This window comes from Corynebacterium vitaeruminis, from assembly GCF_001054325.1.
Taxonomy (GTDB): Bacteria; Actinomycetota; Actinomycetes; order Mycobacteriales; family Mycobacteriaceae; genus Corynebacterium; species Corynebacterium vitaeruminis_A.
In genome coordinates, this window is the sequence record NZ_JVVM01000017.1 from 1 (window position 1) to 25,140 (window position 25,140).

Here is a 25,140-nt window from a genome sequence, read left to right on the forward strand (position 1 = left end):
GGCCTGAAAGTGTCATAGACTCGCACAGTTTCACATTTGCAGCCCGTATTCACGTGTGGAGTCCGTAATTTTTGGTGTCTGCCCAGTCATTATCTTGAGAATCAGACACACTTTTTGTCTGTCGATCCAGAGGTGCTGGAAGAACGTGTGCGCTAGCTCGGAGTGCGCCACGAGTGGCGCTGCTTGTGTGAGCCCTAGAAAGCCACCGCACTTCTAATAAGTTTCCATTGCGCGGATGCTTTTGTCGGGTAACGTTCTTTTCACGCTGGAAGAAAAGGAACCGACCACATGATCAGAACAAGACAACTCTCGGCGGTCGTGCCCACTATTTCCATGTTGCTGGTGCTCGTAGGCTCTTTTGCGGGAATCAAAGCAGGGCGTGCACAGGCGCAATAGGCTGCGAGTACCTAGATGCCCAGGACTCCGATTCGCTGGCTGAGTCCATGAAGACGCTGGCGACCCGCACCGCACGCACCGCGAAGTCCAGCGCGCAAGAGATACAGGGCGGCGACGCTCCTACGAGCGCTCCCCAGGTGCCTGCCGACGTGGAAACGTTCTCGACCAAGCTGCGGGAAAAGACTCCTGAGTCCGAGCGCAGCATCAGTAATCAGGAAGGCGACGGTGCTGAGTACTTCTCCGTCCCGGTCGCTGAGGGAGAGCGGCTTGCAATTAGTGCGGCCACGGTGCCGGGAGCGTCGTCAGGCGCGACTTTGATGGACCTAGATGTCCGCAACTTCTCGCTCACTATGCATTTGGAGGACAGCAGTTGCTTCCTTGCCAATGATTTCGGCAATGGCATCATCGACTCCAATGGCCCCCTTTTCGCATCGATAACAACCAAGCAGTCCGGAGGAGCGGAGGGGGACTGTAAGTCGGGCAATATGGTGTTCTCCGTGGCCCGAAAAGGAGGCCCCTTCGAAGGTCAGGACATTCCTGCAGAAGTGACCATCAAGCGTTTCGCCAACGAAAACCTGACTGATGTGCCGGAGGCGTTCCCGTCCGACAAGGAGAGGTGGTTGGTGACCCAGTGGCTTGTCCAGCAGGTGTGCTCGGGGTTTTGGTCATCAGCCCGGAGTAGGCGGTGTCGCCGTCGACGCTGCGGCGTAGTCCTTCGGTGACTGCGGCAGCGTAGGCCAGTGGTGCGCGGTGGGCGTACTCGGTGCGTGCGAATGGGGCTTCTAGCGCCCATACGGCGTGTGCGTGGCCGTTGGTGGGGTTTTCGACGACTGCGTTGGATCGCCACTGTTCGCGATCCCACATGGCGCGGATGAGTGCGTCGTCGTGGTCGATGTCGACGACAAGCAGGTTGGAAATCGCATCGGGGTTGGCTTCGATGAATCGTTTCCCGAGTGCTTTTTGCCTGCTGGTGCGGTAGATTCCGTCGCGCAGATTATCCGACGCTAGCGGCCATAGTGGCAGCCATAGCTGCTCGAATTTGCCGTCTGGCCGGTCGGTGGGAGCTGTCATGGTGCTCATCCTTGCACAGGGGTGTTTTGTGCTCGGGGGATTTCTCCCCAGCGTGTTCAAAGTACGTCGCGAACCAAGTCAGATATTTCCGGGGTTCCAGGGGGGATCCCCTGGAGAGCTTTTCTCACTGCACGAGCGAAGCGAGTTCCTCCCCCTGGGCGCCCCGAGAGGCCCCCAACGCGCACTACGCACCCCGACTTCATCGACCACTAAACCGGCCCCTCGGCAAGGCGGTCCCACCACCGCGGCAGTCCCTAAAAAGTCGCAGATGCTCATCTGCAAGAGGTGTGTCGACCCTGGCGGGTCACTTTCGTTACTTGGCAGGGTCGGGACTGGGTGCGTGTGTGGCGCGGGCGGCGTGCAGGATGGGGCTATTGACCGGTTTTTGGGAGGTTTGGGCGTGTGAGTGGTTCGTACATCGGGCGGTTGCGTGAAATTGGCTCAGAAATCGCCTCAGACGCGACGCTGAGCGCGTCACAGCGCGAGTTGGCACTCCAAGGCGTGGAGGATGCTTTGAACGCTCTACGGGGCGCTGATCGCGATCAAGGCTCGGTGCAGTCGCATCCTCGTCGTGTGCTTGGGGCTGAGGCTGTCGCTGACAGCGCGGGAGTTGTTTTTGGTGTGCGCCCGCGCAGGAAGCGCGGTGCGCCGCGGCCAGAGCGCAAGCGCGACGGTTAAGCCGTTGGCTCGCGCGATGTCGCCGGCGAGGTAACACATGGAACGAAGCGCCGGATTCTTTCGATGAAAGCGGAACGTAGGTTGAGCGCTAGATTGCTCGGCAGTGCTTGAGCTTGAATCCTTTTCCTTTCATCCTCCCCAGTTTATTATTTGCATCTCGCTGAGCGGCGCCCCTGTCCTTGCCTTTGCCAAAGATGTATTGCCCAGTTGCTTCATTCCGAATATTTACGACAGCGCACTTCAGCGTGACGCCTTTTCCTCGTGGGGGCTTTTTCTTCGCTAGGAAGACTTCCGATGCTGGCTTCGGTGCATACGCACTAGCACTCGGCGCAACAGAGAACGCTGCCCCCGTTAAAGCTAGGCTTACTATCCCGACTACTAATGAACGGAGTGACTTTCGCATGACCAATCCTTCTTCCTTGTCAAATGGTGAGCTGCAAGGCTTTTACGAAGACCTTTACGTTTATTGCTCTGAAAAAGACTCTTACCAGGTTGCCGAGCGTTTCAAGAAGGAACTCAAAGTTTCTTTTCCCGAAATTGACGATCTTCCTGATTTCACAGTTGATGAGTGCGATGAAGACGAGTATCAGCTTGCTGAAGAATTAGACCCTGGTAGTAATCAGGAAAATTTTCGTCCGTACATGATTACTCAGCATTTCTTCCTGGAAGTCTTAAACCTAAGTGACAAGATAATTGACCCTATTAGTGATGCTGTTTTCGAAGCCGTTCAACGAGCTACAGAAGATGTCCCATACTTCAGTTTCATGGGTTTTCTCAAGGAGAATCACTCTGATGATGAGTAGAAGAACGTAGCATCTGGCTTTACTCTGATACGTAGCGGTGGACTGTTCCCACGGAGTACCCAGTTTGTTTTGCTATCGCCCTGATGCTTAGCCCACGAGCACGTAACTCTCGGACGCGGCGACGCTTCTCGTTAGCGCGTGCGAGGTAGTCTTCGCGCGATTCACTAGTCCATCGTTGAGCGGTTCTAACAGACGCGCCCATTTTCTCGGCAAGAGCGCGAGCTGTTTTTCCGTTACGCGGATAGCGAGCATAAACCTCACTTATAGGGCACTTCTCCAGTTCTCTTGAGTAGCTTTACGCCTAACCGCTCCGCTTTTGCGGCCTCGTGCGCTTTGGATGGTGCTGAAGGTTGCTTCGTAGACGGCGGGGCCGTCTGCCCACATGCGGGATTTGGTGGTGATCCATCGGTGGATGGAGCGGGCGATTTGGTCGACTTCGCGTGTAGACAGTGGTTCGCTGAAGAGTTGTTGGTTCATGGCTTGTGCGGTGGTTTGGATTGCGCGGCCGAGTCCGTCGGGGTTGCCGAAGTGGTGGCGGATTTCGCGGTATGCCCAGGTGCGTGCTGATTCGAATAGGGCGCAGTTGCGCCCTAGTCCGACGGGGTTTTTGCGGCGGGTGCGCTTCCACGATGGTGGCGGCATGAAGCCGGTTTCGGTTAGCCAGAAGTTCAGCTCGTCGAGTGTGTAGAGCTTGAACCCTCCGCCCGCGACACCGGAAGCAGATCAGGCTAAGAAGGTCACCCCAGGTTCGTGGTTCGATGACGCCACGGAACTTACTGTCGACAACATCAGCAGCGTCACGGCCGACATTGTTCCTGGTGAGACGCACGTGTACAAGATCAAGTCCGAGTATGGGCAGCAGCTCCGCGGCGCCGTCAAACTCATTGACGCCCCAGAAGCGGACAAGCTTGCACAGATCTCCGGCCTGGATATCAAGACGCTGAATTCGGCACGCCAACTCGCCGGTAGCGAGGAAACCCGTCCTGTAAATGAACACCAGATCGGCGAAGAGACAACATTTGGTAACTCGGCCCGGATTAACTACCGCAATCGGATCGGCGAAGATAGTGAAAAGTCGGGCGATTACGAGGCTGAAAGAGCGTGGCTGGATGGTGACCAGTACATCGTTGTCTTCTTCAACAACAGTTGGGGCGCCGGTAAATCCCACGATGTCGCGGATGTTCAAAATGTCCCGGTGACTTATCAGCTAACCACGGAGTTGGTCGGCGAGAAGATTCCGGGCCCAGCTTTTGAACAGGTCGCGCACAAGTCGCCAAGTAGCGAAACCCCGACTAGTAGCCAGCAGAATCCGAAGACCACCGAAGAAAACGAGGATGACGGCTCCTCGAAGATGATGTGGTTCTCTATGGGGGCGGTGCTTCTGGTCTTGGTCGTCGGCGCGACAATCGCGTTGACCCGTAAGTAACTCTAGAGCGTCCAGTACACGCCGAATCGGTCAGGCTTGACGACGGCTTCCGTGCCCTCGGCAACCTCAGCGCCTGTAAGGCCAAGCGCTTGGCAGGCGCTTTCGATCTCTTCGGCAGAATCGCTGGAGAGACGCATCGCCACACCGTCGCCGAAGGTGAAATTGTGCATGCCCGGCGAGTCGAGCGTCATGAAATTCTCTGACCCGAAAAGTTGGTTGTATACCTCGGTGGCGGCGGCAGCCTGTGGTTCCTCGCCTGTCCACATGAAGTAGGGAATAACGGCGGGATTCGCTGTCTTTGCGGCAGCGTCCGTGCTTGCAGCCCCGCTGGTTAAGGAATTAATCATCAGTTGCCAGTTGACCCCATTGCCGTCTACCAACCAGCCAAAGAGCGGCGAGAAATCGTAGCTGGTCAGGGGCATGAGTGCAGCACCACCGCTGATGGTTTCATCACCCGCCATCAGATGCTCCCACAGTCTGCGCAGCTGGTTTTCCTGACCAGGGGCAAATCGCACCAAAAAAGACACAGCGGGGGTTAATCGGCGGTTCCCGTCCTCAATGAGCTCGAAGTCCATCCCACCGATGGTGAGCGTGGTGGAGTTGGGCTTGATGTTGGAGTGAAAACCTTCGGCGTAAAACCGCGCAGCGGCGCGAGGGTCGTCGTTAAGCGCGATCACGGCCGAAATAGAAACAGTCATGAAAATGAGCCTAACGACGAGCGCTTAACCGCGCAGAGAACGCAGCGTTTGATCCTAGTCAGTGAAGAATCCTCATACGGTGATATCCCCAGTAACGCTGCGCTGATTAGGGGATTTCAGTTAGTGGCGTGGGCTCTGCTCGCGAACTAGGTCTGCAAATCTGTTGATGTAGTCGCGAACAAAGTCCTCAGTGCTTGACGACGTGAATTCTCCTTGTTCGTCAATGAGTGTTGGCGATTGTCCCAGGAAGACCTCTGGCTGACCGAGCATCGGCATGTCGAAGTACGACAGCGCGAGTCGCAAGTTCTTCTGAGAGCTATAACCTCCCATACGGCCGACGGAGTGGCTGATAATTCCCGCGGGCAGGTTCTTCCATGCCACATCACCGTTGGGCTTAGATCCGATGTCAACGGCATTCTTCAGAGCTGCAGGAATTGTGCGGTTGTTTTCTGGGGTGACAAATAGGATGCCATCGCTGGCTTTAATGGTTTCCCGGAAACTGGTGTATTCCGCGGGAGTCGCAATATCGGACACTGCGGGGTCGTCGTAGTCGAAGTTGTAGAGAGGGAGGTCACGAATCTCGACGATGTCGACTTTGAAGTCATCGGGGAAGTACGTGGCTGCCTTGAGTGCAATCTTTCGTGCATAGGAGGCTCGACGCAAGCTTCCTACCAGGATAGAAATCTGTGCAGTCATGCGAATGTTCCTTTCTTAGGATGTATGGGGAAAGACGCGGGTTTAGAAATCCCAGTCTTCGTCTGCGGTGTCTTCGGCTTTTCCGATGACATATGCGGAGCCGGAACCGGAGAAAAAGTCGTGGTTTTCATCTGATCCCGGGGTGAGGGCGGCGAGAATCTCGGGTTTGAAAGCGGTCTCATCATGGTTAAACCGCTGCGGATATCCCAAGTTCATAAGCGCTTTGTTGGCGTTGTATCGAATGAAGTTGGCAACGTCGTCGTAAAGCCCGAGTGGCTCGTATAGAGCTTCGGAGTACCTCAGTTCGAGCTGGTATAGCTCGTCGAGAAGCTCGAAGACGAAAGCCTTCATCTGCGTTTGCGTGGTGGCGTCGTAGGTTTCTACGCCGCGCTGGAATTTGTAGCCGGAGTAATAGCCGTGCACAGCTTTGTCACGCAGGATCAGGCGCACCATGTCGGCGGTGTTGGTCAGGATGCCTCGTGATGCGAAGTGCAGCGGGAGGTAGAAACCGGCGTAAAGCGAGAAAGACGAAAGAAGCGTTGCTGCCGCCTTTCGCTTGAGTGGAACGGCACCGTAATAGTGTTTGAGCACAGCTTTTGAACGTGCCTGCAGGATGTCATTGCCGACTGCCCATTGGTAGGCAGCGTCGATGTCAGGGGTATTGGACAGCGTTGAAAAAACTGAAGAATAGGACTTTGCATGCACTGCTTGCATGAAAGCGATGTTGGTATAGACCGCCTCTTCATGTTCAGTGCGGGCATCTTGAATTTGGGAAATCTCTCCGACAGACGCCTGCACTGTGTCGAGCATGGTCAGTCCTGTGAAGACCTTCATAGTCAGCTCGCGTTCTAGATCGGTGAGACGCCGCCAGTCTGCAAGATCATTGGACAGCGGAACTTTCTCAGGCAGCCAAAAATTTGCTGTTAGGCGATTCCACACTTCGAGATCTTTGTCATCTTGCACTCGGTTCCAGTTGATTGGCCGAAGGCGTGCAGATGGGTCCTTCCGAAAAGACGGTGGCGTAGTTGAATAGCTGTAGATGTTCAAGAAGTAGCGCTCCTCCAGAATTTTTCCAGGCCCTCTCGGACGTTCTCCACATCGTGGTCTGTCCCCAGTAGCTCGTAGTGGTATAGCTCCGGGACCTGGCATTTTGCAGAAATGATGGCTCCGGCTATGCAATAGTCGGTGCCGAAATTCGTGTTTCCCGAGGTGATGACACCGCGGATGAAACTCCTATTGGTTTCGTCGTTGAGAAAAGCGATGACTTGCTTGGGTACTGCGCGGCGACGACATCCGCCGCCATAAGTCGGTGTAATCAGGACAAATGGTCTGCAGACGCGAATCATTCCGTCTTTTCGCGGATGTAACGGGATGCGTGCTGCGGGTTGAGCAAGCTTTTGGACGAACCGGTGAGTGTTTTCAGAGGCACTGGAGAAGTACACGATTCTGGGTGACTCCTCCAGTGGGAGTTCCGTGAAAGTCAGCGGCGTCTTCGAGGATGAAGACACTCAATTACCTCCTGTGTTCAATGGGTTGAACAATAACATAGAGGAGTGAACGTGGTGTCAACAAGGTGCTGCTTACGTAAGACTGAACGTGCTTAGTAATGCAATTGAGAAGTAAAGCCGCGGCTCTGTATTAACGGCAGAAAAATCCAGCAGTTGATTTTCAAGGCGAGAAAGATAGCGGGGCTGGCAGCGGGGGTGTCTCCCCAACGAGGGGAGGGAGATTCCAGAGGCCTCTCAGCGGAGCCAAACAGGGCAAACAAAAAGGCCGCGCTTTGGAATGAACCAGTCAACGAGATGACTGGGTTTCCAAAGTGCGGCCTTTTCTACAGCGCTTAGCATCAATGCGTTATGGAATAACTACAGATGCATAGCGAAATCCACTACTTCAGTGGGCGAACACTTCCGGTGAAGTGCGGACGCTTCTTCTTGCGGTCCCATGCGACGATGTTGACTGCGCGGCCAATGTTGGAGCTGCCATCAGTCAGGTCGTGTGCGGCACCCGCGCCGTCACCGGTGTGGGTGAGGGCGACATTGATCGTGGTCGGCAGAACGACTGGTGCCCCGAAGGAAATCTGGAACTCGTATGGCTGACCCGGCAGAACCTGCGCCTCAGCCAGCGCGCGGGAGGCGGTGTACATGCCGTGTGCAATTGCTGCCGGCATACCCAGGGCCTTGGCGGAGACAGAGGTGATGTGAATCGGATTCCAGTCGCCAGAAACTTTGGCCCACTGGCGGCCAGTGTTGCCAGCTAGCTTCCACTGAGCAGTGGGGAAGGGAACCTTAAACTGCTCGCGCTTGATGGTCTCGGCGCCGGACTTGATGGCCTCGCGCTGTGCCTGGACCTCTTCGAAGCCCTCGGCATCCTTCAGGCGAACGCCCTTGGCCAGGTACACCGACTGCTCCTCGACCAAGGTAGCGCCGGATGTGGACGACGTAACGGTCGACTCCAGAACAACCTCAGTGCCCGAGCGGTGAGCGCGGAACGCGGCAACCTTCACCGAGATATCAACCTTGCCACCGAGTGTGACAGGCGAGATTTCGCGGTAGGTGTTCTCGGTGTGGACCAGGCCCATCATCGGCAGCGGGAAGTCATCCGCAGCCATCAGTTCCATCTGAATGGGCATAATCAGGGCGTGGATGTGGCCGAAGAAAGCCTGCTCAGACTTCGGGGCGCCAACGACGTCGCGGAAGTCTTGGTCGCGGTCAGCGTCGACAGTGACACCCTTGACCACGAGTTCATTGACCTTGATCTCGGTGGAGTTCGGGCGCTTCTTCGCCGAACCGGCAGCTGCCTTGGCGTAGAGCGGAACCAGATTGGGAATGGCATCCAGGGTCTTAGCCATAAGTTTTCCTCTTTCCTCCTTATCGGGAGCCTATGCGGAAGTCGCGACTTCGCTTAGGCGCCGACGATGTTCTGACCACAGACGCGCAGGACGTGGCCGTTGACGCCAAGAGCGCGGTCGGAGACCAGGAAGGCGATTGCCTGGGCGACGTCGCCCGGCTGGCCACCCTGCTGCAGCGAGTTCACGCGGCGAGCAACCTGGCGGTTGACGAACGGAATAGCAGCGGTCATGTCGGTCTCGATGAAGCCCGGAGCAACAGCGTTGATGTTGCCGCCGCGCTTAGCGAACTCCTCAGCGTAAGCCTCGACCATTGCGATAACACCGGCCTTGGAGGTGGCGTAGTTGGTCTGACCGCGGTTACCTGCGATACCGGAGGTAGATGCCATGGTGGCAATACGCGGAGCCTTCTCGAAGGCCTTATGGTTCAGCAGCTGCTCGTTCATCTTCAGCTGGGCCTCGATGTTGACGGCGATGACGGAGCCCCACTTGGCGTCGTCCATGTTGGCGAACATCTTGTCGCGGGTGATACCTGCGTTGTGGATGACGATGTCCAGGCGACCGTAGCGGGCCACAGCGGCATCGGCGATGGCGTTGCCGGCGTCGTCAGCGGTGATGTCCTGCTGTAGAGCCAGGCCACCGAGCTCGTTGGCAACCTTGGACAGAGCCTCGCCAGCCTGCGGGACGTCGATGACGATGACCTCTGCACCGTCAGCCTTGAGCTGGCGAGCGATAGCGGCACCGATACCGCGGGCGGAACCGGTGACAGCGGCAACCTTGCCAGCGAGCGGCTTGTCCCAGTCGGCCGGAATCTCACCGGCGTCAGAGGAGACGCGGAGGAACTGGCCGTCGACGAAGGCCGAGCGGCCGGAGAGGAAGAACTGCAGGGAGGAAATCACGGATGGAGCGGTGACCGAGACACCCGGGGCGACGAGGATGCCGTTAGCGGTGGAACCGCCGCGAACCTCGTGGCCGAGGGAGCGAATCAGGCCCTCAATACCACCGGCGACAGCATTTTCAGCAATCTCAGCCGGAGTTGCGTTGTGGTGAGCATCCTTGGCGCGGGAGATGGTGACAATGCGACCACCCTTGTCCAGCTTGCGCATGTGCTTTGCAGCAGCGAGCACCGGGCCTTGCAGTTCTGCTGGCCGCTTAGCCTCGGTGACGACGATGACGATGGCGCCAACCTTGTCGTCAGCGGCGTTGTCGCGACGAACCTGCAGGCCCCACTCAGTCAGCTGAGCTGCAACTGCGTCTGCATCTGCACCCTCGCCGGTGACGAGCACCTTGTCGTTGTTCAGCAGCGGGCCGCCCGGCTTGTGGCGGCGCAGGAACGGTGGCTGCGGCAGGCCAGCGGCCTTAGCCAGTCCAGTGAGCGGACCACCGTTGACGAGTTCCTGGTACTTATCGGTCATGGAAAATTCTCCTTGAAAGTAAAAGTGTCTTTATCGGTGGTGCGCTATTAGACGCGAGCCTCGAGAACTGCGACAACACCCTGGCCGCCTGCAGCACAAACAGAGATCAGGCCGCGAGTGGTCTTGCCGGTCTCGTCTGCCTTCTCGCGCAGCATCTTGGCGAGAGCTGCCACAATGCGACCGCCGGTAGCGGCGAACGGGTGGCCGGCTGCCAGAGAAGAGCCCTTGACGTTGAGCTTCTCGCGCGGAATGGAGCCCAGCGGGCCTTCCAGTCCGAGCTTGGTGCGGCAGAACTCCTCGTCCTCCCATGCCTTCATGGTGGACAGGACGGTGCCGGCGAAAGCCTCGTGGATCTCGAAGAAGTCGAAGTCGTCGAAGGTCCAGCCGTTGCGGGCCAGCAGGCGCGGGGTGGCGTAAGCCGGAGCCATCAGTAGACCCTCGTCGCCGTGGACAAAGTCAACTGCGGCTGCCTCGGAATCGACGACGTCGGCAAGCACCGGCAGACCGCGCTCAGCGGCCCACTCCGGGGTGGAGACGAGGACGGCGGAGGCGCCGTCGGTAAGCGGAGTGGAGTTACCGGCGGTCATGGTCGGCTCTGCTTCGAGGCCACGGCCGAAGACTGGCTTGAGCTTGGCCAGCTTCTCCGGGGTGGAGTCCGGGCGCATGTTGGTGTCACGGGAAACACCCTTGTACGGGGTGACGAGGTCAGTGAAGAAGCCCTCGTCGTAAGCGTTTGCCATGTTTTGGTGGGAAGCGGCGGCGAGCTCATCCTGCTCAGCTCGGGTAACGCCCCACTTGGCGGTGGTGATGGCCTGGTGCTCACCCATGGACAGGCCAGTGCGGGGCTCGCCGGTCGACGGAGTGTCCGGAGCCAGGTCGGACGGACGGGCCTTCAGGAAGGCCTTTGCCATGTCCAGAGTGGACTTCTGGCGGCTGGCCTCCAGCAGGATCTTGCGCAGACGGTCGTTGACAGCAATCGGAGCGTCGGAGGTGGTGTCCACACCGCCGGCGATAGCGGAGTCAATCTGGCCCAGCTTAATCATGTTGGAGACAGAGTTGAGGGCCTCCATGCCGGTGGCACATGCCATCTGGATGTCGAAGGCCGGGGTGTCCGGAGCCAGCGCGGAGCCGAGGACACACTCACGGGTGAGGTTAAAGTCACGGGAGTGCTTCAGCACGGCGCCGGCGGAGACTGCACCGAGGCGTTCGCCGCCGATGCCGAAGCGGGCGACGAGGCCGTCGATTGCAGCGGTCAGCATGTCCTGGTTCGACTCATTAGCGTATTCCTTATTAGAACGAGCGAACGGAATGCGGTTACCGCCGACGACGACTGCGCGGCGCAGAGAGTTATTGTTGGCCTGAGCTGCCATGTGATTGTTCCCTTCAAAATCCTTGAAGTGTGACGTGAATTACTAAATTTAGACAATACTGGTATCGGTGTTTTCTGTCACGTTTTTAGAAATATTTTTGCCCAGTCATCTACCGAGTGGGGGAGGGTAGGGGTAAACGCTGTCATTTATCTGTGAAAAGTTCGGCAGACAGCACTCCGAAATCGCAAAATTTTTCCCGCTTGACGACGGTAATTGCGTCAATCCCCACTAGTTGGGGTGGCGGCCGGAGGTATCAATAGAGTGCAAAGGCGTATAGGGGTTTAGACTTTATCGCCATGCGACCTGAACTTTCCTCGTATAACCATCTTTCCGCGGGCAAGGTCCGGGAAATCTACGAGATTGACCCTGAGACTCTACTGCTTGTGGTCAGTGACCGTATTTCTGCCTTCGACCACATTCTGGAGACCCCGATTCCTGACAAGGGTCGAGTGCTCACCGCGATGAGCGTGTTCTTCTTCGACGAGATTGACTTTCCGAACCATATGGCTGGCCCGGCTGACGATGAGCGCATTCCGGAAGAGTGCCTCGGCCGTGCGCTGGTGTGCAAGAAGCTGGACATGCTGCCGTTCGAGTGTGTTGCACGTGGCTACCTGACCGGCTCGGGTCTCGTCGAGTACAAGGAAAACGGCACTGTCTGTGGCATTGAGCTGCCTGAAGGGCTCGTCGAGGGCTCCAAGCTGCCAGAGCCAATCTTCACCCCGGCCACCAAGGCGGAGCTGGGCGAGCACGACGAAAATGTCTCCTTCGACGCCGTTGTGGAGTCCCTGGGCCAGAAGCGTGCCGAAGAATTGCGCGATGCCACCCTGCGTATCTACACCCAGGCGGCTGAACTTGCTGCAGAGCGCGGCATCATCCTGGCTGACACCAAGTTCGAGTTCGGCCTCGACTCCGACGGCAACCTGGTGCTGGCCGACGAGGTTCTCACCCCGGACTCCTCCCGCTACTGGCCAGCCGACTCCTACCAGGAGGGTTCGGTTAACCCGAGCTTCGACAAGCAGTACGTCCGAAACTGGCTGACCTGCTCCAAGTCCGGCTGGAAGAAGGACGAGGGCACTCCGCCGCCGGCGCTGCCGGGTAGTGTTGTGGAAGCAACTCGCGAGCGGTACGTCGAGGCCTACGAACGACTGTCGGGCCGCCGCTTCTCGGACTGGATTGGAGAACCTGCGTGAGCGAAGTGACCTTGGACTCGGCATCCGTCGGCAAGCCTGCAAAAAAGGATTTGCCCGCACCCCGTGCACAGCGGAAGCCGGTGACTCGGTCCTTCCACGGAAGGGACTTCACCGATAACTTCGAGTGGCTCCGCGATAAGGAAAACCCCGAGGTTATCGAATACCTAGAGGCTGAAAATGCCTACACCGAGGCCTTTACCTCCGACCTCGATGGCACCGCAGACACGATTTTTAAGGAAATCAAGTCGCGCGTGCAGGAGACCGACATGTCGGTCCCAACTCGCCTGAATGGCTGGTGGTACTACTCGCGTACCCAGGAGGGCAAGTCCTACGGGATGAGCTGTCGTGTGCGCGCGGAGGCCGGTGACGGTCTTGATGCATGGATTCCGCCGACCATCGCCGACGACGCCCCGGCACCAGGAGAACAGGTCATCCTGGATGCCAACGAGCTTGCCGAAGGGCATGATTTCTTCGCCCTTGGTGCAGCAAGCATCTCCGCGGACGGCAATCTGCTGGCTTACTCCACCGACGTCACAGGCGACGAGCGCTACACGCTGCGCGTAAAGGATTTGCACACGGGCGAACTGCTTGACGACGAAATTGCGGGCATTTCCGCAGGTGCTACCTGGGTCGGCTCGGAGTGGATTTTCTATCAGAAGGTCGACGAAGCGTGGCGTCCGGACTCCGTCTGGCGTCACCGCGTGGGCACCTCCACGGAGGACGATGTCTGTGTCTTCCATGAGCCCGATGAAGCCTACTGGGTCGGGGTCGGCACGGTACGCAGCGAAAAGTACCTGATTATTGAGGCCTCCTCGAAGATCACCTCCGAGGTTTGGTACCTGGAAGTCAGCGACCCGACCGGAGAGTTCACCTGTGTGCGCCCGCGTGAGACTGGTGTTGAGTACGACGTCGACCACGCGGTCGTTGGCGGCCAGGATATGTGGCTGATTACGCACAATATGACCGGCTCGAACTTTGCACTGGCCATGGTGCCGGTAGGGTCTTTTGACAGCCTTACCGATTTGACCGAGCTGGTTCCTCACCGCGATGACGTCCGCGTTGAGGGCGTCGACTGCTTCGCTGGGCACATTGCGTTTGGCTACCGTCGCGGCGGTATTGGTCGCGTGGCCCTGGCAGTGTTAGCACAGGATGAGGCTGATGCTGCTGCGCCAGTGCCAGCGTCCGCTGTGAACTTCGTCGAGCTCGAGTTCGACGAAGAGCTCTACTCCGCAGGTACCACCGGCAACGCTGAGTGGGATACTCCGGTGTTGCGCTACGCTTACGGCTCCTTCACCACGCCGTCACAGCTCTGGCAGATTGATATTGACTCTGGCAAGCGGGTTTTGCTCAAGGAACAGAAGATTCGCGGAGAGTTTAATCGCGGTGATTACGTCGCTAAGCGTGAATGGGTGAGTGCGAGCGACGGCGCCCAGATTCCGGTGTCAATTATCCACCGCGCTGACCTCGACTTGGACGCGCCGAACCCGACGCTGCTCTATGGCTACGGTTCCTATGAATCGTCGATGGATCCGGGCTTTTCCATCGCACGCCTTTCGTTGTTGGATCGCGGCATGATTTTTGTTACCGCGCATGTTCGCGGTGGCGGTGAGATGGGTCGCGGCTGGTGGGAGAACGGTCGCGCAACCACGAAGAAGAACACATTCACTGACTTTGTCGCTGTTGCCGACTACCTGCTGGATTCCGGCTGGACCACGCGCGAGCAGCTGGTGGCGCTCGGCGGTTCGGCAGGAGGCATGCTGATGGGCGTGGTCGCGAACATCGCCGGTGATAGGTTCGCAGGCATCCAGGCAGTGGTGCCGTTCGTCGATTGCCTGACATCCATGCTCATGCCGGAGCTGCCGTTGACCGTGGTGGAGTGGGATGAGTGGGGCGATCCGTACCACAATCCGGAGGTCTATGATTACATGGCTTCCTACGCGCCGTACGAGAACATCTCGGCCGATGCGAAGTACCCAAAGATTCTCGCGGTTACCAGCCTAAATGACGCCCGCGTGCTCTATGTGGAACCGGCAAAGTGGATTGCCAAGCTGCGCGAGGTTGTCGGTGGCGAGCCGGGTCAGTTCTTGCTCAAGACGGAGATGTCCGCTGGCCACGGTGGTGTTTCCGGACGCTATGAGCGTTGGCGTCAGACTGCCTTCGAGTACGCCTGGATTGTCCACATCGCTGGTGCGGTGAAGTAACGGCATGGATATTCGCACGCTGCTGTCCGCGCAAGGCATCGACACCGATTCGCTTTCCGACGATCAGTTGGCCGTCTACCACACCCTTTTTCGGCGGCGGGATGTTCGCCGCGAATTCGCCGGAGAAGTGGTGGACAAGGCGCGGTTGATGCGCGTGCTGGCGGCCGCTCATACCGCACCTTCGGTGGGGCTGTCCCAACCATGGGACTTTCACATCGTCCAGGATCCGGATCGCCTGCAGCAGTTCGCCGACCACGTTGCCGGACGCCGCGCTGAATTTGCAGCCAAGCTGGAAGGGGAGCGGCGCGAGACCTTCAATCCAATTCAGATTGAAGGAATTGTGGACTCAGGCACAGGCATCGTCGTCACCTATGACCCGACCCGCGGCGGCAAGAACATTCTCGGGCGCGACACAGTCGATGACACGGGTCTTATGTCAGTCGCTCTGGCTATTCAGAATCTGTGGCTGGCTGCCACAGCAGAGGGGCTCGGTGTCGGTTGGGTCAGCTTCTACCACGAGGACTTCCTAGCCGACTTTGTCGGCGTGGAGGCTCCAGTGCGGCCGGTAGCCTGGTTGTGCATTGGGCCGGTTACGCACCTGGCTGCGGAGCGGGATCTGGAGAAGTTCGGCTGGCGCAAGGGGCTGGTGCTCGATGAGGTTGTGCACTGGGGATAAGCCGTGCAGCAGACGCACAATTACGCTCACGCTGTTCCCTATATGCCCCTTACCTGAAAGGCTTTTGAGTATTCGCCTAGCTTTGTTCTCGGTGTTACCAAGAATTTACATACACCTGTTTTTGTTGAATCCATGGCAGGCAGTGGGGTGCAGGAACAGATTCGGACGACTGACCAGGTTGTCCGCCCGGCGGGCAAAGAGCTCGTAGCTGTTGACGGCGGTGTGGTTGGTTCGCCACTTTTGGTGTCGGTATCGGGATTGCGTGATGGCACGTTGCTCGATGTCGCTCGTTTCGTGGCAGCGATGGAGCAGCGCGGTATTACACCGTCTTTGCTGGTAGCTCCTCATGCTGGCAAGAACTGGTCTCTTCGGGAAGCTCCGGCGGTGCTGGATTGGCTCCGCCGTCGTAGTGATGACGGCATCGAGATTGTTCTCGCTGGGTTCGACCAGTCAGTTCGAGGCCGGGGCGCGGAATTTGCGTCGTTAAGCGAGCACGAAGCGCGTTTGCGTCTGACCGCGGCGACGCGCCAGATGCGTGCGATGGGTTTTGAGACGGATGTGTTTGCGCCGCCGAAGTGGACCATGTCGCCAGAGACCATGAACGTGCTCCCAGAGCTGGGCTTCCGTGTTGCAGCGGATCGAAATGGTGTCCGTGACCTGGCTACCGGCGCGGTCGATCCGACTCGCGTGCTGGCCATCGGTGAGGGGTTCGGCGGCGCGGGCTGGTGGCGCCGTGCAGTGCGTTCCTCGGTGCAGCGCTCGCTGGAGAAGGGGCGTGCGGTGCGCATCTCGGTCAATGCTTCGAAGCTGCGCGAGCACAAGCTGCGTCAGGACGTCGTTGACATCATCGATCAGGCTGTCGATGGGGGCGCGCAGCCGGTCAACCACTCTGCGGTGCCACTGGGGCGCGATCTCTTTGAAGGGATGGAGCAGGTCGGTTAACTGCTGCCACTGACGGTTATCGCGGGACTGCCCTAGTGTGGGGTTTATGAGCAATCTCTTTGACATCCCAGTAACGACCATCGACGGCAATGAAGCAACGATGAACGACTGGGCAGGCCACGTCCTGCTTATCGTCAACACTGCCTCTGAGTGCGGTTTCACGGATCAGTACGACGATTTACAAGGTCTTTTTGACGAATTCGCTCCCCGCGGGTTCTTTGTCCTCGGCTTCCCCTGTAACCAGTTCGGTGGGCAAGAACCCGGCAGCGCAGAGGAAATCAAGCAGTTCTGCCAACGCGAATTCGGCGTCACGTTCCCGCTTTTCCAAAAGACGGAGGTCAACGGCGACAACGCTCACCCACTGTACAAGCTGCTGAAGGAAACCCCGGACGCCGACGGTGAGGCCGGGGACGTTAAGTGGAACTTTGAGAAGTTTGTCGTCTCGCCCGAAGGCGAGGTCATCGGCCGTTTTCGCTCTAAGGTTTCGCCTGACGACGACTCGCTGCACAACCTCATCGAGGAAAATCTGCCTATTTAGCGGCTTCCAGCGGCGAGCTGACTATTTAGTGGCCTCCAGTGGTGCGTGTTCGAAGTAGCCCGTGGCACCGTAACCCACGATTCCACCTCGGTTGCGCAGCGTCATGCTGGCTAGACCGACCTTGCCGAGCTCATCGCCACCGATGGTGACCCAATCACCTTTAACTGCGACAACCATGTTGGCGTGCATCCCAAGGCCTGCGGGGTAGCGGTAGAAGATGATGTCACCCACCTGGGGAGAGAAGTCCGTGTCGGTGACGAAAGCATCATGCGCTTTGTAGGCATCCATGAGCTGTTCGACATCCGTGACCAGCCAAGGATTCGCGGTGGAGGTGGTCTTGTCGGTGCCATTGGTATCGGCGGTGCGGTTGGTAGTCGAATCCTCAGGCACGTCAAAGACAGGAACACCCGCGGATGCGAGCAGGAATGACAAGAATGGAGCAGTCCAGGACCCGGAGCAGTCGACCGTGTTACCGAATGCGTCGAGGTTTGGATCTCGGTTCGAGGTCTGGTTTGCAGCCGTACTCGCAGAACCCGGCCTGGTGGCAGCAGCGGCAGCAACGGCATCTTCATCAGCGGTTGGGTCAGCGTTAGAATCCGGGTGGTCGCCAACCTTGGGAATCACGCTGCGGATGTCGTCTTCGGTAGCTCCGCAAGCCAGACCGAAGTAGACATCGGGGGAGGGCTGCTCATCATACTGGTAGCGGGCTACGTCCTTCAGCGCCTGCTGATAATAGGGTCGGTCGGCCTCGGTGCTGGGGAACGTGCCACCTCGCCAGGCCAGAACATTAATGGGGCCGAAGAGAGTAAACCACCCGGCGAAGAGAAAAATAGCTGTCAGCACCAAGATAGAAGCAGGCGGGATAGCAGCACGAACACGTTGTAGGGTGCTCGGTGAGGTTGCGGTCTCCTGTCCGTCGTTAAGCGGTGCTGAGGAAGATTCAGCCCCTGCTTCGTGAGGAGGTTGCGCAGGCTCTGGCGCGGGTGAGTCGGTGGTCATATCTTCATAGGATAGTAGGAGGCCTCGAGCGCGTCCTTGGCGAGTACGGATGGAGTGATACTTACGCCACCGAGAGCGACTCGGCCCGAAGGCAAGCCAGTACTTACCGATGGTGAACTCACCGGCGGTTAGACTGTGGTGCATGACTTCACCCGACATGCGTAACGAGGCCGAGCGTGACCCCCGTGAGGATCTACCGAGCTTCCTGCGTGAGCCGGACAAGATAGACAAGATTCTCTATGCATCGCTGATGCTGATTGCAGTGTATGGCTTTGCAATCATTCCGTTTCGCGCGGTTTTGCTGCTCAAGTACACGTTTTTGCACACGTGGCTGACAGGCTCGAATCTGTCGGTGCTGATTCTGGCGTCGGAAAACGAAGACCGGCCGCTCTTCCTCTTCGCTGTCGTGGTGATTGCGGCGCTGTCGACCATCAAGTTCATGCCGTTCTTCTACTGGATGGGCAAGAAGTGGGGGCCGGAATTCATCACGATGAGCTTTGGCGGCCACCCACCGCGATGGTTTAAGAAGATGGAGAACTTCATCTATGAGCGCATCGGGCTGAGCGTGCTGGCATCCTTTGTGCCGTTCTCGCCGATTCCGGCCACGATTGTGGTGGCTATTGGCGGTATCGCGAAGGTGCGCGGCTGGGTAGTGGGTGTGTACCTCTTCCTCTGCGCCGCAATGCTTAAGTGTTTCTACCTGTACTTGGGCCTGAAGTTTGGCCCAAGCATCCAGGGCTCCCTGCAGACTATTGACAGGTACGTCACCTACATCACCTTCGCACTAATCGGCTGGATGTTCCTGTCCATTTGGTGGAAGAACAAGAAGTCGGGTGGCCAGGCAGCTTAGTCCTCTTCACGCTCAATCAGCGGCAGCGGGCTGTACTTGTCGCGCAGCGCCTTCAGCGACAGATCGTGAGCGTATAGACGCTTGTCCTCATCCGTGGTCGGCTGGAAGTGCGGTACCGGCTGCGGGTTGAAGTCGTCGTCAATTGCGACATACGTCATGGTCGAATGCAGCGCCTTGCGCAGTCCGCCAACACCCTTGCGCGGCTCACAGCAGTAGACCTGCACCGACAGGTGCATCGAGGTCGTACCGGTGCGCAGGATGCGCGCACGCACCTCAACTAGATCACCAATGTGAATCGGATTGTAGAAGCGAATGCCACCGGCGTACACGGAAATAGTCTGGCGTCCCGCCCAGTTCGTGGTAACTGCCGTGGCGGCCTCATCAATCCACTCCATGGCGGTACCACCGTGGACGTTGCCGCCCCAGTTGACATCGGTTGGCTTCGCCAGGAAACGGGTGGTCAGCTCGGGTGCAGAGGAGTCTGCGGAATAGGTCTGTGCGCGCATGCTGGCTTCGATGTCCCGGCGGAGCTCGAAACGAGAAAGAGCGGCCTTTTCAACGCGCTCTTCTTCCTCTGTCTGCGGAACCCACTTAGGAACCGGAGTCGACTTACCGTTTTCATCCATGGCCACGAAAATCACCAGGCAGTCAGCTGCGCGGGTGAACTTGCCCTCGCGTGGATCCGCCGAGAGCACCTCGTTGACAATGTGCATAGAGCTGCGACCGGTATGCGCAATCTTAGAGCGCACCTCCACGATGTGGCCGCTCGGAATTGGGCGAGTGAAGTGAATGTGACCGAAGTACGCAGTCACACAGTAACGTCCCGACCAGCCGGTCGCGCAGGCGTAAGCGGCCTTGTCAATCCACTGCAGCACGCGGCCACCATGGACAGAATTGGTGCCGGCCATGATGACGTCGGTCGGCGAGGCCATAAAACGGAGCACTAGAGAAGGCGATGCCGGGGCATGCACCTGTTCAGCTTTATCAGTCGACTGCGTATTCATATATGGAAGCATAACTCTAGGATGAGGTTATGGTAGCCAAAATCTCGCCTTTCGACGTTCGCAGTGCCCTTTCCTCCGCCGCACCCTGGGCGGCGCAGCGGCTTCTCGACCGCGGACTGCTCTGCGACCAGAGGGCAGCCTCCTTCATCGAGCAGGATGGGGCGCGGGGGCCGTCGTTAAGCCGTGCGAGCCTGGCCAAAGCGGTGAGACTGTCGGTGCGGATGCTCGCCCAAGAGGCGCCGGGGCATAGCGTCGAGGTGCGCGTGCCGCCATTCGTCGCAGTTCAGTGCATCGAGGGGCCCCGACACACACGCGGTACGCCGCCCAATGTCGTGGAGATGTCGCCGGAGATTTGGCTGGGACTCGCCTGCGGAATGATCACGTTGGAGCAGGTGCAGACGCACATCGATTTGTCGGGCACGCGTGCGGCAGAGATTGGTGCGCACTTGCCGGTGGCGCGCATTTCTTAAAACCCGTGGGGGGATGCTGAATTGGTACACAGGCGGGTGGGGCTATTAGTGTGAATGACGTGGCCGATACCAACATTTCAGGTGCACCAAAGACAAAACTTTTGCCGATTTCGCCTTACGACGATCTGGGGGAGACATCCCCGCGCGAAGAATGTGGCGTCTTTGGCGTTTGGGCACCTGGCGAAGACGTGTCCAAACTCACCTACTATGGCTTGTTTGCCCTGCAGCATCGCGGCCAAGAGGCCGCCGGTATCGCAGTCGGCGATGGCGATCAAATTCTCGTATTCAAGGACCTGGGGCTTGTTTCCCAGGTTTTTGATGAGCAGACGCTCGATGCCCTGAAGGGGCACGTAGCCGTGGGACACACGCGCTACACCACCGCTGGCGCTCCTGCATGGGAGAATGCGCAGCCCATGTTCCAGATGGCTTCCGACGGTACGGATATCGCCCTGGGGCATAACGGCAACCTGACCAACCACCTCACTTTGTTCCACGAGGCGGTGGATAAGGGGCTGATGCGCGATCAGGGAGAGCTGCCTAGCGACTCCGCAATTATGACCGCACTGCTTGCCGACGAAACCGGCAAGGTTGATCACCCAGAAGACCACGGCTGTAGCACGAACGTGGAAGCGGCTGCGCTGACGCTCCTGCCGCGCCTGAAGGGGGCCTTCTGCCTTACTTTCACCGATGGCGAAACGCTGTACGCTGCGCGTGACCCACACGGTGTGCGTCCGTTGTGCTTGGGCCGCCTGTCCGGTGGCTGGGTAGTTGCGTCTGAGACCTGTGCGCTGGATATCGTCGGCGCATCATTCGTCCGCGAGATCGAGCCGGGCGAGATGGTGGCCATTGATGCCTCCGGTGTCCGTTCGCAGCGTTTCGCCGAAACTACCCACGCAGGATGCATTTTCGAGTACGTCTACCTGGCGCGCCCGGACTCCAACATTCGTGGTCGCTCTGTCAACGCCGTGCGCCTTGAGCTAGGTCGCCAGTTGGCGCGTGAGTTCCCGGCTGACGGTGACTTAGTAATGCCGGTGCCGGAATCCGGAACCCCGGCGGCGGTTGGCTATGCCCAGGAATCGGGCATTCCGTTTGGCCAGGGTCTGACCAAGAACGGGTACGTGGGGCGTACCTTTATTCAGCCTTCGCAGACGATTCGTCAGCTCGGCATCCGCCTGAAGCTGAATCCGTTGAAGGAAGTTATAGCCGGCAAGCGCTTGGTCGTGGTCGATGATTCCATCGTCCGCGGCAACACCCAGCGTGCGCTAATCCGCATGCTGCGTGAGGCCGGTGCGAAGGAAGTACACGTGCGCATTGCCGCACCGCCGGTGAAGTGGCCGTGTTTCTACGGCATCGACTTTGCCTCCCCGGGGGAGCTGTTGGCCAACGGTGTGGATGAAAACGACATCGTTGCCGGTATCGCAACTGCAATCGGTGCCGACAGTCTGGGCTTTGTCTCTATCGATGGCATGGTTGCCGCTTCCGAGCAGGCAAAGAGCGAAGTGTGCTGTGCCTGCTTCGATGGCAGATACCCGCTGGGTTTGCCGGAGGGCAATCCGAATGCGGCTGCTGTGGAAAGAATGCAAGCAGCGCAGGCTGCTAAGGCCGCAACGAGCAATTAGTCTCGAAACCTCCTTAGAATGAACTACGAGAACTGAACTGAGAACGAAGCGTAGCGGTTGCTGTGGGTTGCAGACTGCATACCGCAGCCGTTGCTTTGTTCCTGGTCCGCCAATACTCCCGGATACGGCCGTGATGCCGCCGGGGGAGAAAGTTTAAAGCGAGAGCCTCTAATGACCGAGAACGTTTCTGGTGCTTCCTACGCTGCCGCCGGTGTCGACATCGAAGCCGGCGACCGCGCCGTTGAACTATTCGCCCCGATTGCAAAGAAGGCCACTCGCCCAGAGGTCCGTGGTGGACTCGGCGGTTTTGCAGGCCTGTTTGCGCTGGGAAACTACGAAAAGCCGCTGCTAGCCGCGTCCTCTGATGGTGTGGGTACTAAGTTGGCTGTGGCACAGGCCGTCGGCAAGCATGACACCATCGGCTTGGACCTAGTTGCCATGGTCGTCGATGACTTGGTTGTGTGCGGTGCAGAGCCGCTGTTCCTACAGGACTACATTGCCATCGGCAAGGTCGTGCCGGAGCACGTCGCCGAAATTGTTTCCGGCATCGCCGAGGGCTGCGTCCAGGCTGGCTGCGCCCTCCTCGGTGGTGAGACCGCAGAGCACCCGGGTGTGATGGATCCGGACGAGTACGATGTCTCTGCCACCGGCGTTGGTGTCGTAGAAGAGGACAAGCTGCTTGGTCCGGACCGTGTGCGTGAGGGCGATGTCATCATTGCCATGGAGTCCTCTGGGCTTCACTCCAACGGCTATTCGCTGGCGCGCCACGTTCTCCTGGAAAAGGCTGGCTTGGAGCTCGACGGCTACGTCGAGGACTTCGGCCGCACCCTCGGTGAAGAGCTGCTGGAGCCGACCAAGATTTATGCCAAGGATTGCCTGGCCCTCATGAACGAGGCCGAGGTCCGCACCTTCTGCCACGTCACCGGTGGTGGACTGGCGGGCAACATGGCTCGCATCATGCCGGAGGGCCTGACCGCTGAGATGAGTCGTGCAACCTGGACCCCGGGTCCGATTTTCAAGACCATTGCTGAGCTCGGCAACGTCTCCCGTGAGGAGATGGAGAAGACCTTCAACATGGGCGTTGGCATGGTTGCGATTGTCTCCGCAGAGGACCGCGACCGTGCACTGGCTCTGTTGACTGCTCGCCACATCAACGCTTGGGAGTTGGGTACCGTCCGCAAGAGCGAAGAGGGCGAGGACCGCGCTGTCCTGCGCGGCAGCCACCCACGCTTCTAGGTGTTTGCCTGTAGTCGGTCGGGCCTGGGGTTGGTCGGGACTGGATTTGGACTACAAAACTGACAACCCAGAAATAACGTGGGGCTGCAAATGTGAAACTGTGTGAGTTTATGACACTTTCCGGCCATTTTTCGGGTCATTTTTGTCATAAACGCAGTCAGTAACTCGCATTGGTCCGCCTGGCCCCACCGCCGCCGCACATAAACCACACATAAATGCGGTCACTAAGCCTCCACCTCTGGCCAGCTAAGCAAAAACAAGCACCCACCAACAGAATCGTTGGCGGGTGCTTGTTTTATTGAAATAGAAACGCTTTGCGGAAAATACGACAGCAGTTAGCTTACGCTAGCTGTCGCGACCAGCGCCTGAGGCCCATTCCTCCCAGTCAGAGTAATAGTCGTCTCGATCGGACTCGTTCGACTTGCCGACGAGTTCCCGCTGCAGACGTTCCAAGTCCATTTCTGGTGAATCGTACTTGAGCTGACGGGCAACCTTCGCCTGCTTTGCTTTCGCACGGCCGCGACCCATGGCCTGACCCCCTTGTGTAATCCGTGGGACGGCACGGGGATACGGCCGACCCACTTATGTCTTATTGCGTTAATTCCTGTAAGACACCATAGCTGATTTTTAGACCAAGGGGTTACGCGGGGAGGCCCATGGTGGGTTGTGTCCTCGCGTTCTGATGGCTCAATATATGCTTCGACCTGGGGAAATAGCCTTTCTGAAAAAGAATGGAAAAAGTTATTTTTTCACCACTCTGTCTGGTGGCTTTACCTATTTTCCGTTACCTATTTCCCGCGGAGGCGGTTGATGGCCACGCGGCCCGGCGGCAGCTGTTCGACACGGTCGATGGAGGAGGGGTCGACGGACACGGCGCAGTCGCCCACAACAAGTCCGTCACGCTCCTGGGCTGAGCGCTTCAGCAGAGCCAAAGCGATCGGGCCGTAGTCGGCATGCTGCACGACGGTGCCCACACGTCCTACTGCGCGCTTGCCCATCATCACCGAATCACCGGTTTCCGGCAGGGTAGCTGAGCCATCGAGCTGTAGCATCACCAAAACTCGTGGGGAACGACCAACATTATGGACGCGCGATACCGTTTCTTGGCCGCGGTAGCAACCCTTTTCCAGATGCACGGCAGCGGTGTCGAATTCAGAGGCAATCCAACGTGGAGCCTCGTGAGGAATCATCTTCTCATCTATGTCGAGCCCCAACTCTGGGCGCAGGGAAACTACCCGCTCGGCTTCCCAGCCCATCAGCCCCACTGGAGCAGCGCCGGCAGTGACCAGTGCGTCCCAGGCTCCGACCAAATCCTGTCGGCGCACGAGCACATCCACACGCCCGCCTCGTGGCCACGGCAGGTGCCGGACGTAGGAATGTCCCACTGTCGTGGCCATACCTACCTGCGGAAATGCGAGGCCGGCGGCTACCAGGACCTCAGGGGCTTTCGGCCCCATGACGGAAATTACCGCTCGCTCTACCTCTGCAATTTCCACCTTGGACCAGAACACCATCATGTTCAGGTACTTCAGCAGGGAGTCGAAGCCGGCAGGGGGCACGTCGATAAGCACGGACTCATCCAGAATAGTTAGCGTCATGTGGTGGAGAACGTGACCGTTAGCATCCAGGTTCAGTGCTTCAGTGACCGTGCCGGGGGCGGCATCATCGACCTTCTGGGAAAAAAGTGTGTTGAGGTAGGTCAGGCGATCCTCGCCAGTAATCTCAATAACGCGGTAGTAAGAGCGATCTACTACTCCGCAGTCCTCCTGCAGGTGACGTTGCTCTACCAGCGGTTGGCCGTAGTGCCATGCCACGCTGGCTTGCCCTGTGGTTTGCTCAGAGTTTGTCTCTGAGGTTCCCCCGGAGGCTTTCTCTGGGACGTTCTCCAAAGTTTCCGTCCGCCGAGCCGATTCGAGAGCAGCGGCGCCAGCCACGTGAGACATCAAAGGACTTACATACTCAACACTCACTCCCTTATGTTAACCAGAAATCCTTGAAATTAGCATGGATTAAG

Annotated in this window: 25 protein-coding genes; 12 read left to right on the plus strand and 13 right to left on the minus strand. The window is 58.3% G+C overall.

Translation table 11 applies throughout. The features are described from left to right. Positions 1–948: 948 nt before the first annotated feature. Positions 949–1,476 (minus strand): replication initiation protein, encoded by a 528-nt coding sequence (locus ADA16_RS10925; protein WP_342626529.1) that lies wholly within the window; start codon positions 1,474–1,476, stop codon positions 949–951. A 393-nt stretch (positions 1,477–1,869) separates the two neighbouring features. On the opposite strand from ADA16_RS10925, the gene ADA16_RS04020 reads away from it, so the two are divergent. Both ADA16_RS04020 and ADA16_RS04030 read left to right on the plus strand, forming a co-directional pair. Beyond that, entirely contained in the window at positions 1,870–2,145 is a 276-nt protein-coding gene (locus tag ADA16_RS04020) for a hypothetical protein (protein WP_048759400.1), read from the plus strand. Between the two features lie 401 nt (positions 2,146–2,546). Continuing rightward, entirely contained in the window at positions 2,547–2,948 is a 402-nt protein-coding gene (locus tag ADA16_RS04030) for a hypothetical protein (protein ID WP_048733056.1), read from the plus strand. A gap of 261 nt (positions 2,949–3,209) precedes the next feature. On the opposite strand, the gene ADA16_RS11330 is transcribed toward ADA16_RS04030, so the two are convergent. Beyond that, positions 3,210–3,590 (minus strand): primase C-terminal domain-containing protein, encoded by a 381-nt coding sequence (locus ADA16_RS11330; protein ID WP_239659332.1) that lies wholly within the window; start codon positions 3,588–3,590, stop codon positions 3,210–3,212. 49 nt (positions 3,591–3,639) lie between these two features. Here ADA16_RS11330 and ADA16_RS04035 point away from each other — a divergent pair, with 49 nt between their 5' ends. Next, on the plus strand, positions 3,640–4,374 hold the full coding sequence (locus ADA16_RS04035) for a hypothetical protein (protein WP_187271209.1): 735 nt from the start codon (positions 3,640–3,642) through the stop codon (positions 4,372–4,374). Between the two features lie 2 nt (positions 4,375–4,376). Here the strand turns inward: ADA16_RS04035 and ADA16_RS04040 are convergent, their stop codons facing one another. The 7 genes from ADA16_RS04040 to ADA16_RS04070 all read right to left on the minus strand — a co-directional run bounded on the left by ADA16_RS04040 (position 4,377) and on the right by ADA16_RS04070 (position 11,401). Further along, positions 4,377–5,072 (minus strand): VOC family protein, encoded by a 696-nt coding sequence (locus ADA16_RS04040; protein WP_048759403.1) that lies wholly within the window; start codon positions 5,070–5,072, stop codon positions 4,377–4,379. A gap of 120 nt (positions 5,073–5,192) precedes the next feature. Continuing rightward, positions 5,193–5,768 carry an NADPH-dependent FMN reductase gene (locus ADA16_RS04045; RefSeq protein ID WP_016421405.1) on the minus strand — a complete coding sequence of 192 codons (576 nt, stop codon included), beginning with the start codon at positions 5,766–5,768 and terminating at the stop codon, positions 5,193–5,195. A gap of 42 nt (positions 5,769–5,810) precedes the next feature. After that, positions 5,811–6,815 carry a class 1b ribonucleoside-diphosphate reductase subunit beta gene (nrdF, locus tag ADA16_RS04050; RefSeq protein WP_080969595.1) on the minus strand — a complete coding sequence of 335 codons (1,005 nt, stop codon included), beginning with the start codon at positions 6,813–6,815 and terminating at the stop codon, positions 5,811–5,813. Further along, the gene (gene nrdI, locus ADA16_RS04055) at positions 6,812–7,276 is read right to left on the minus strand and encodes a class Ib ribonucleoside-diphosphate reductase assembly flavoprotein NrdI (protein ID WP_048732089.1); all 465 of its coding nucleotides are present in this window, start codon (positions 7,274–7,276) and stop codon (positions 6,812–6,814) included. The genes nrdF and nrdI overlap by 4 nt, the downstream gene beginning before the upstream one ends. A gap of 380 nt (positions 7,277–7,656) precedes the next feature. Continuing rightward, a complete protein-coding gene (locus ADA16_RS04060) occupies positions 7,657–8,619 on the minus strand; it encodes a MaoC/PaaZ C-terminal domain-containing protein (protein ID WP_048759404.1) in 963 nt (320 codons plus the stop codon). 53 nt (positions 8,620–8,672) lie between these two features. Then, positions 8,673–10,031: a 3-oxoacyl-ACP reductase gene (locus tag ADA16_RS04065; RefSeq protein WP_048759406.1), complete on the minus strand. Its 1,359-nt coding sequence runs from the start codon at positions 10,029–10,031 to the stop codon at positions 8,673–8,675. Positions 10,032–10,078: 47 nt separating this feature from the next. Further along, positions 10,079–11,401: an acetyl-CoA C-acetyltransferase gene (locus tag ADA16_RS04070; protein ID WP_048759408.1), complete on the minus strand. Its 1,323-nt coding sequence runs from the start codon at positions 11,399–11,401 to the stop codon at positions 10,079–10,081. A 296-nt stretch (positions 11,402–11,697) separates the two neighbouring features. Here ADA16_RS04070 and ADA16_RS04075 point away from each other — a divergent pair, with 296 nt between their 5' ends. The 5 genes from ADA16_RS04075 (at position 11,698) to ADA16_RS04095 (ending at position 16,948) form a co-directional block, all read left to right on the plus strand. Continuing rightward, positions 11,698–12,591, plus strand: coding sequence for a phosphoribosylaminoimidazolesuccinocarboxamide synthase (locus ADA16_RS04075; protein WP_016421399.1), 894 nt, complete (start codon positions 11,698–11,700; stop codon positions 12,589–12,591). A 5-nt stretch (positions 12,592–12,596) separates the two neighbouring features. After that, positions 12,597–14,792, plus strand: coding sequence for a S9 family peptidase (locus ADA16_RS04080; protein WP_414629645.1), 2,196 nt, complete (start codon positions 12,597–12,599; stop codon positions 14,790–14,792). A gap of 4 nt (positions 14,793–14,796) precedes the next feature. Beyond that, the gene (gene bluB, locus ADA16_RS04085; RefSeq protein ID WP_048759410.1) at positions 14,797–15,468 is read left to right on the plus strand and encodes a 5,6-dimethylbenzimidazole synthase; all 672 of its coding nucleotides are present in this window, start codon (positions 14,797–14,799) and stop codon (positions 15,466–15,468) included. 132 nt (positions 15,469–15,600) lie between these two features. Next, entirely contained in the window at positions 15,601–16,410 is an 810-nt protein-coding gene (locus ADA16_RS04090) for a polysaccharide deacetylase family protein (protein ID WP_239659333.1), read from the plus strand. A 46-nt stretch (positions 16,411–16,456) separates the two neighbouring features. Further along, on the plus strand, positions 16,457–16,948 hold the full coding sequence (locus ADA16_RS04095; RefSeq protein WP_048759412.1) for a glutathione peroxidase: 492 nt from the start codon (positions 16,457–16,459) through the stop codon (positions 16,946–16,948). Between the two features lie 21 nt (positions 16,949–16,969). Here ADA16_RS04095 and ADA16_RS04100 read toward each other — a convergent pair whose 3' ends face one another. Beyond that, positions 16,970–17,947: a hypothetical protein gene (locus ADA16_RS04100; protein ID WP_048759414.1), complete on the minus strand. Its 978-nt coding sequence runs from the start codon at positions 17,945–17,947 to the stop codon at positions 16,970–16,972. A 142-nt stretch (positions 17,948–18,089) separates the two neighbouring features. Between ADA16_RS04100 and ADA16_RS04105 the strand changes: the two genes are divergently transcribed. Beyond that, positions 18,090–18,797: a hypothetical protein gene (locus tag ADA16_RS04105; RefSeq protein WP_048759478.1), complete on the plus strand. Its 708-nt coding sequence runs from the start codon at positions 18,090–18,092 to the stop codon at positions 18,795–18,797. Here ADA16_RS04105 and ADA16_RS04110 read toward each other — a convergent pair. Beyond that, on the minus strand, positions 18,794–19,801 hold the full coding sequence (locus tag ADA16_RS04110) for an acyl-CoA thioesterase (RefSeq protein WP_048759417.1): 1,008 nt from the start codon (positions 19,799–19,801) through the stop codon (positions 18,794–18,796). The genes ADA16_RS04105 and ADA16_RS04110 overlap by 4 nt on opposite strands. Positions 19,802–19,830: 29 nt before the next feature. On the opposite strand from ADA16_RS04110, the gene ADA16_RS04115 reads away from it, so the two are divergent. The 3 genes from ADA16_RS04115 to purM all read left to right on the plus strand — a co-directional run bounded on the left by ADA16_RS04115 (position 19,831) and on the right by purM (position 23,126). Further along, complete coding sequence (locus ADA16_RS04115; RefSeq protein WP_048759420.1) at positions 19,831–20,271, plus strand: sterol carrier family protein; 441 nt, start codon at positions 19,831–19,833, stop codon at positions 20,269–20,271. A gap of 50 nt (positions 20,272–20,321) precedes the next feature. Beyond that, positions 20,322–21,890 carry an amidophosphoribosyltransferase gene (gene purF / locus ADA16_RS04120; RefSeq protein ID WP_048759424.1) on the plus strand — a complete coding sequence of 523 codons (1,569 nt, stop codon included), beginning with the start codon at positions 20,322–20,324 and terminating at the stop codon, positions 21,888–21,890. A gap of 171 nt (positions 21,891–22,061) precedes the next feature. Next, on the plus strand, positions 22,062–23,126 hold the full coding sequence (gene purM / locus ADA16_RS04125; protein ID WP_048759429.1) for a phosphoribosylformylglycinamidine cyclo-ligase: 1,065 nt from the start codon (positions 22,062–22,064) through the stop codon (positions 23,124–23,126). 345 nt (positions 23,127–23,471) lie between these two features. Here the strand turns inward: purM and ADA16_RS04130 are convergent, their stop codons facing one another. Continuing rightward, a complete protein-coding gene (locus tag ADA16_RS04130) occupies positions 23,472–23,654 on the minus strand; it encodes a DUF3073 domain-containing protein (protein ID WP_005511943.1) in 183 nt (60 codons plus the stop codon). Between the two features lie 260 nt (positions 23,655–23,914). Further along, the gene (locus tag ADA16_RS04135; protein WP_239659335.1) at positions 23,915–25,096 is read right to left on the minus strand and encodes a YgfZ/GcvT domain-containing protein; all 1,182 of its coding nucleotides are present in this window, start codon (positions 25,094–25,096) and stop codon (positions 23,915–23,917) included. Positions 25,097–25,140: the final 44 nt, after the last annotated feature.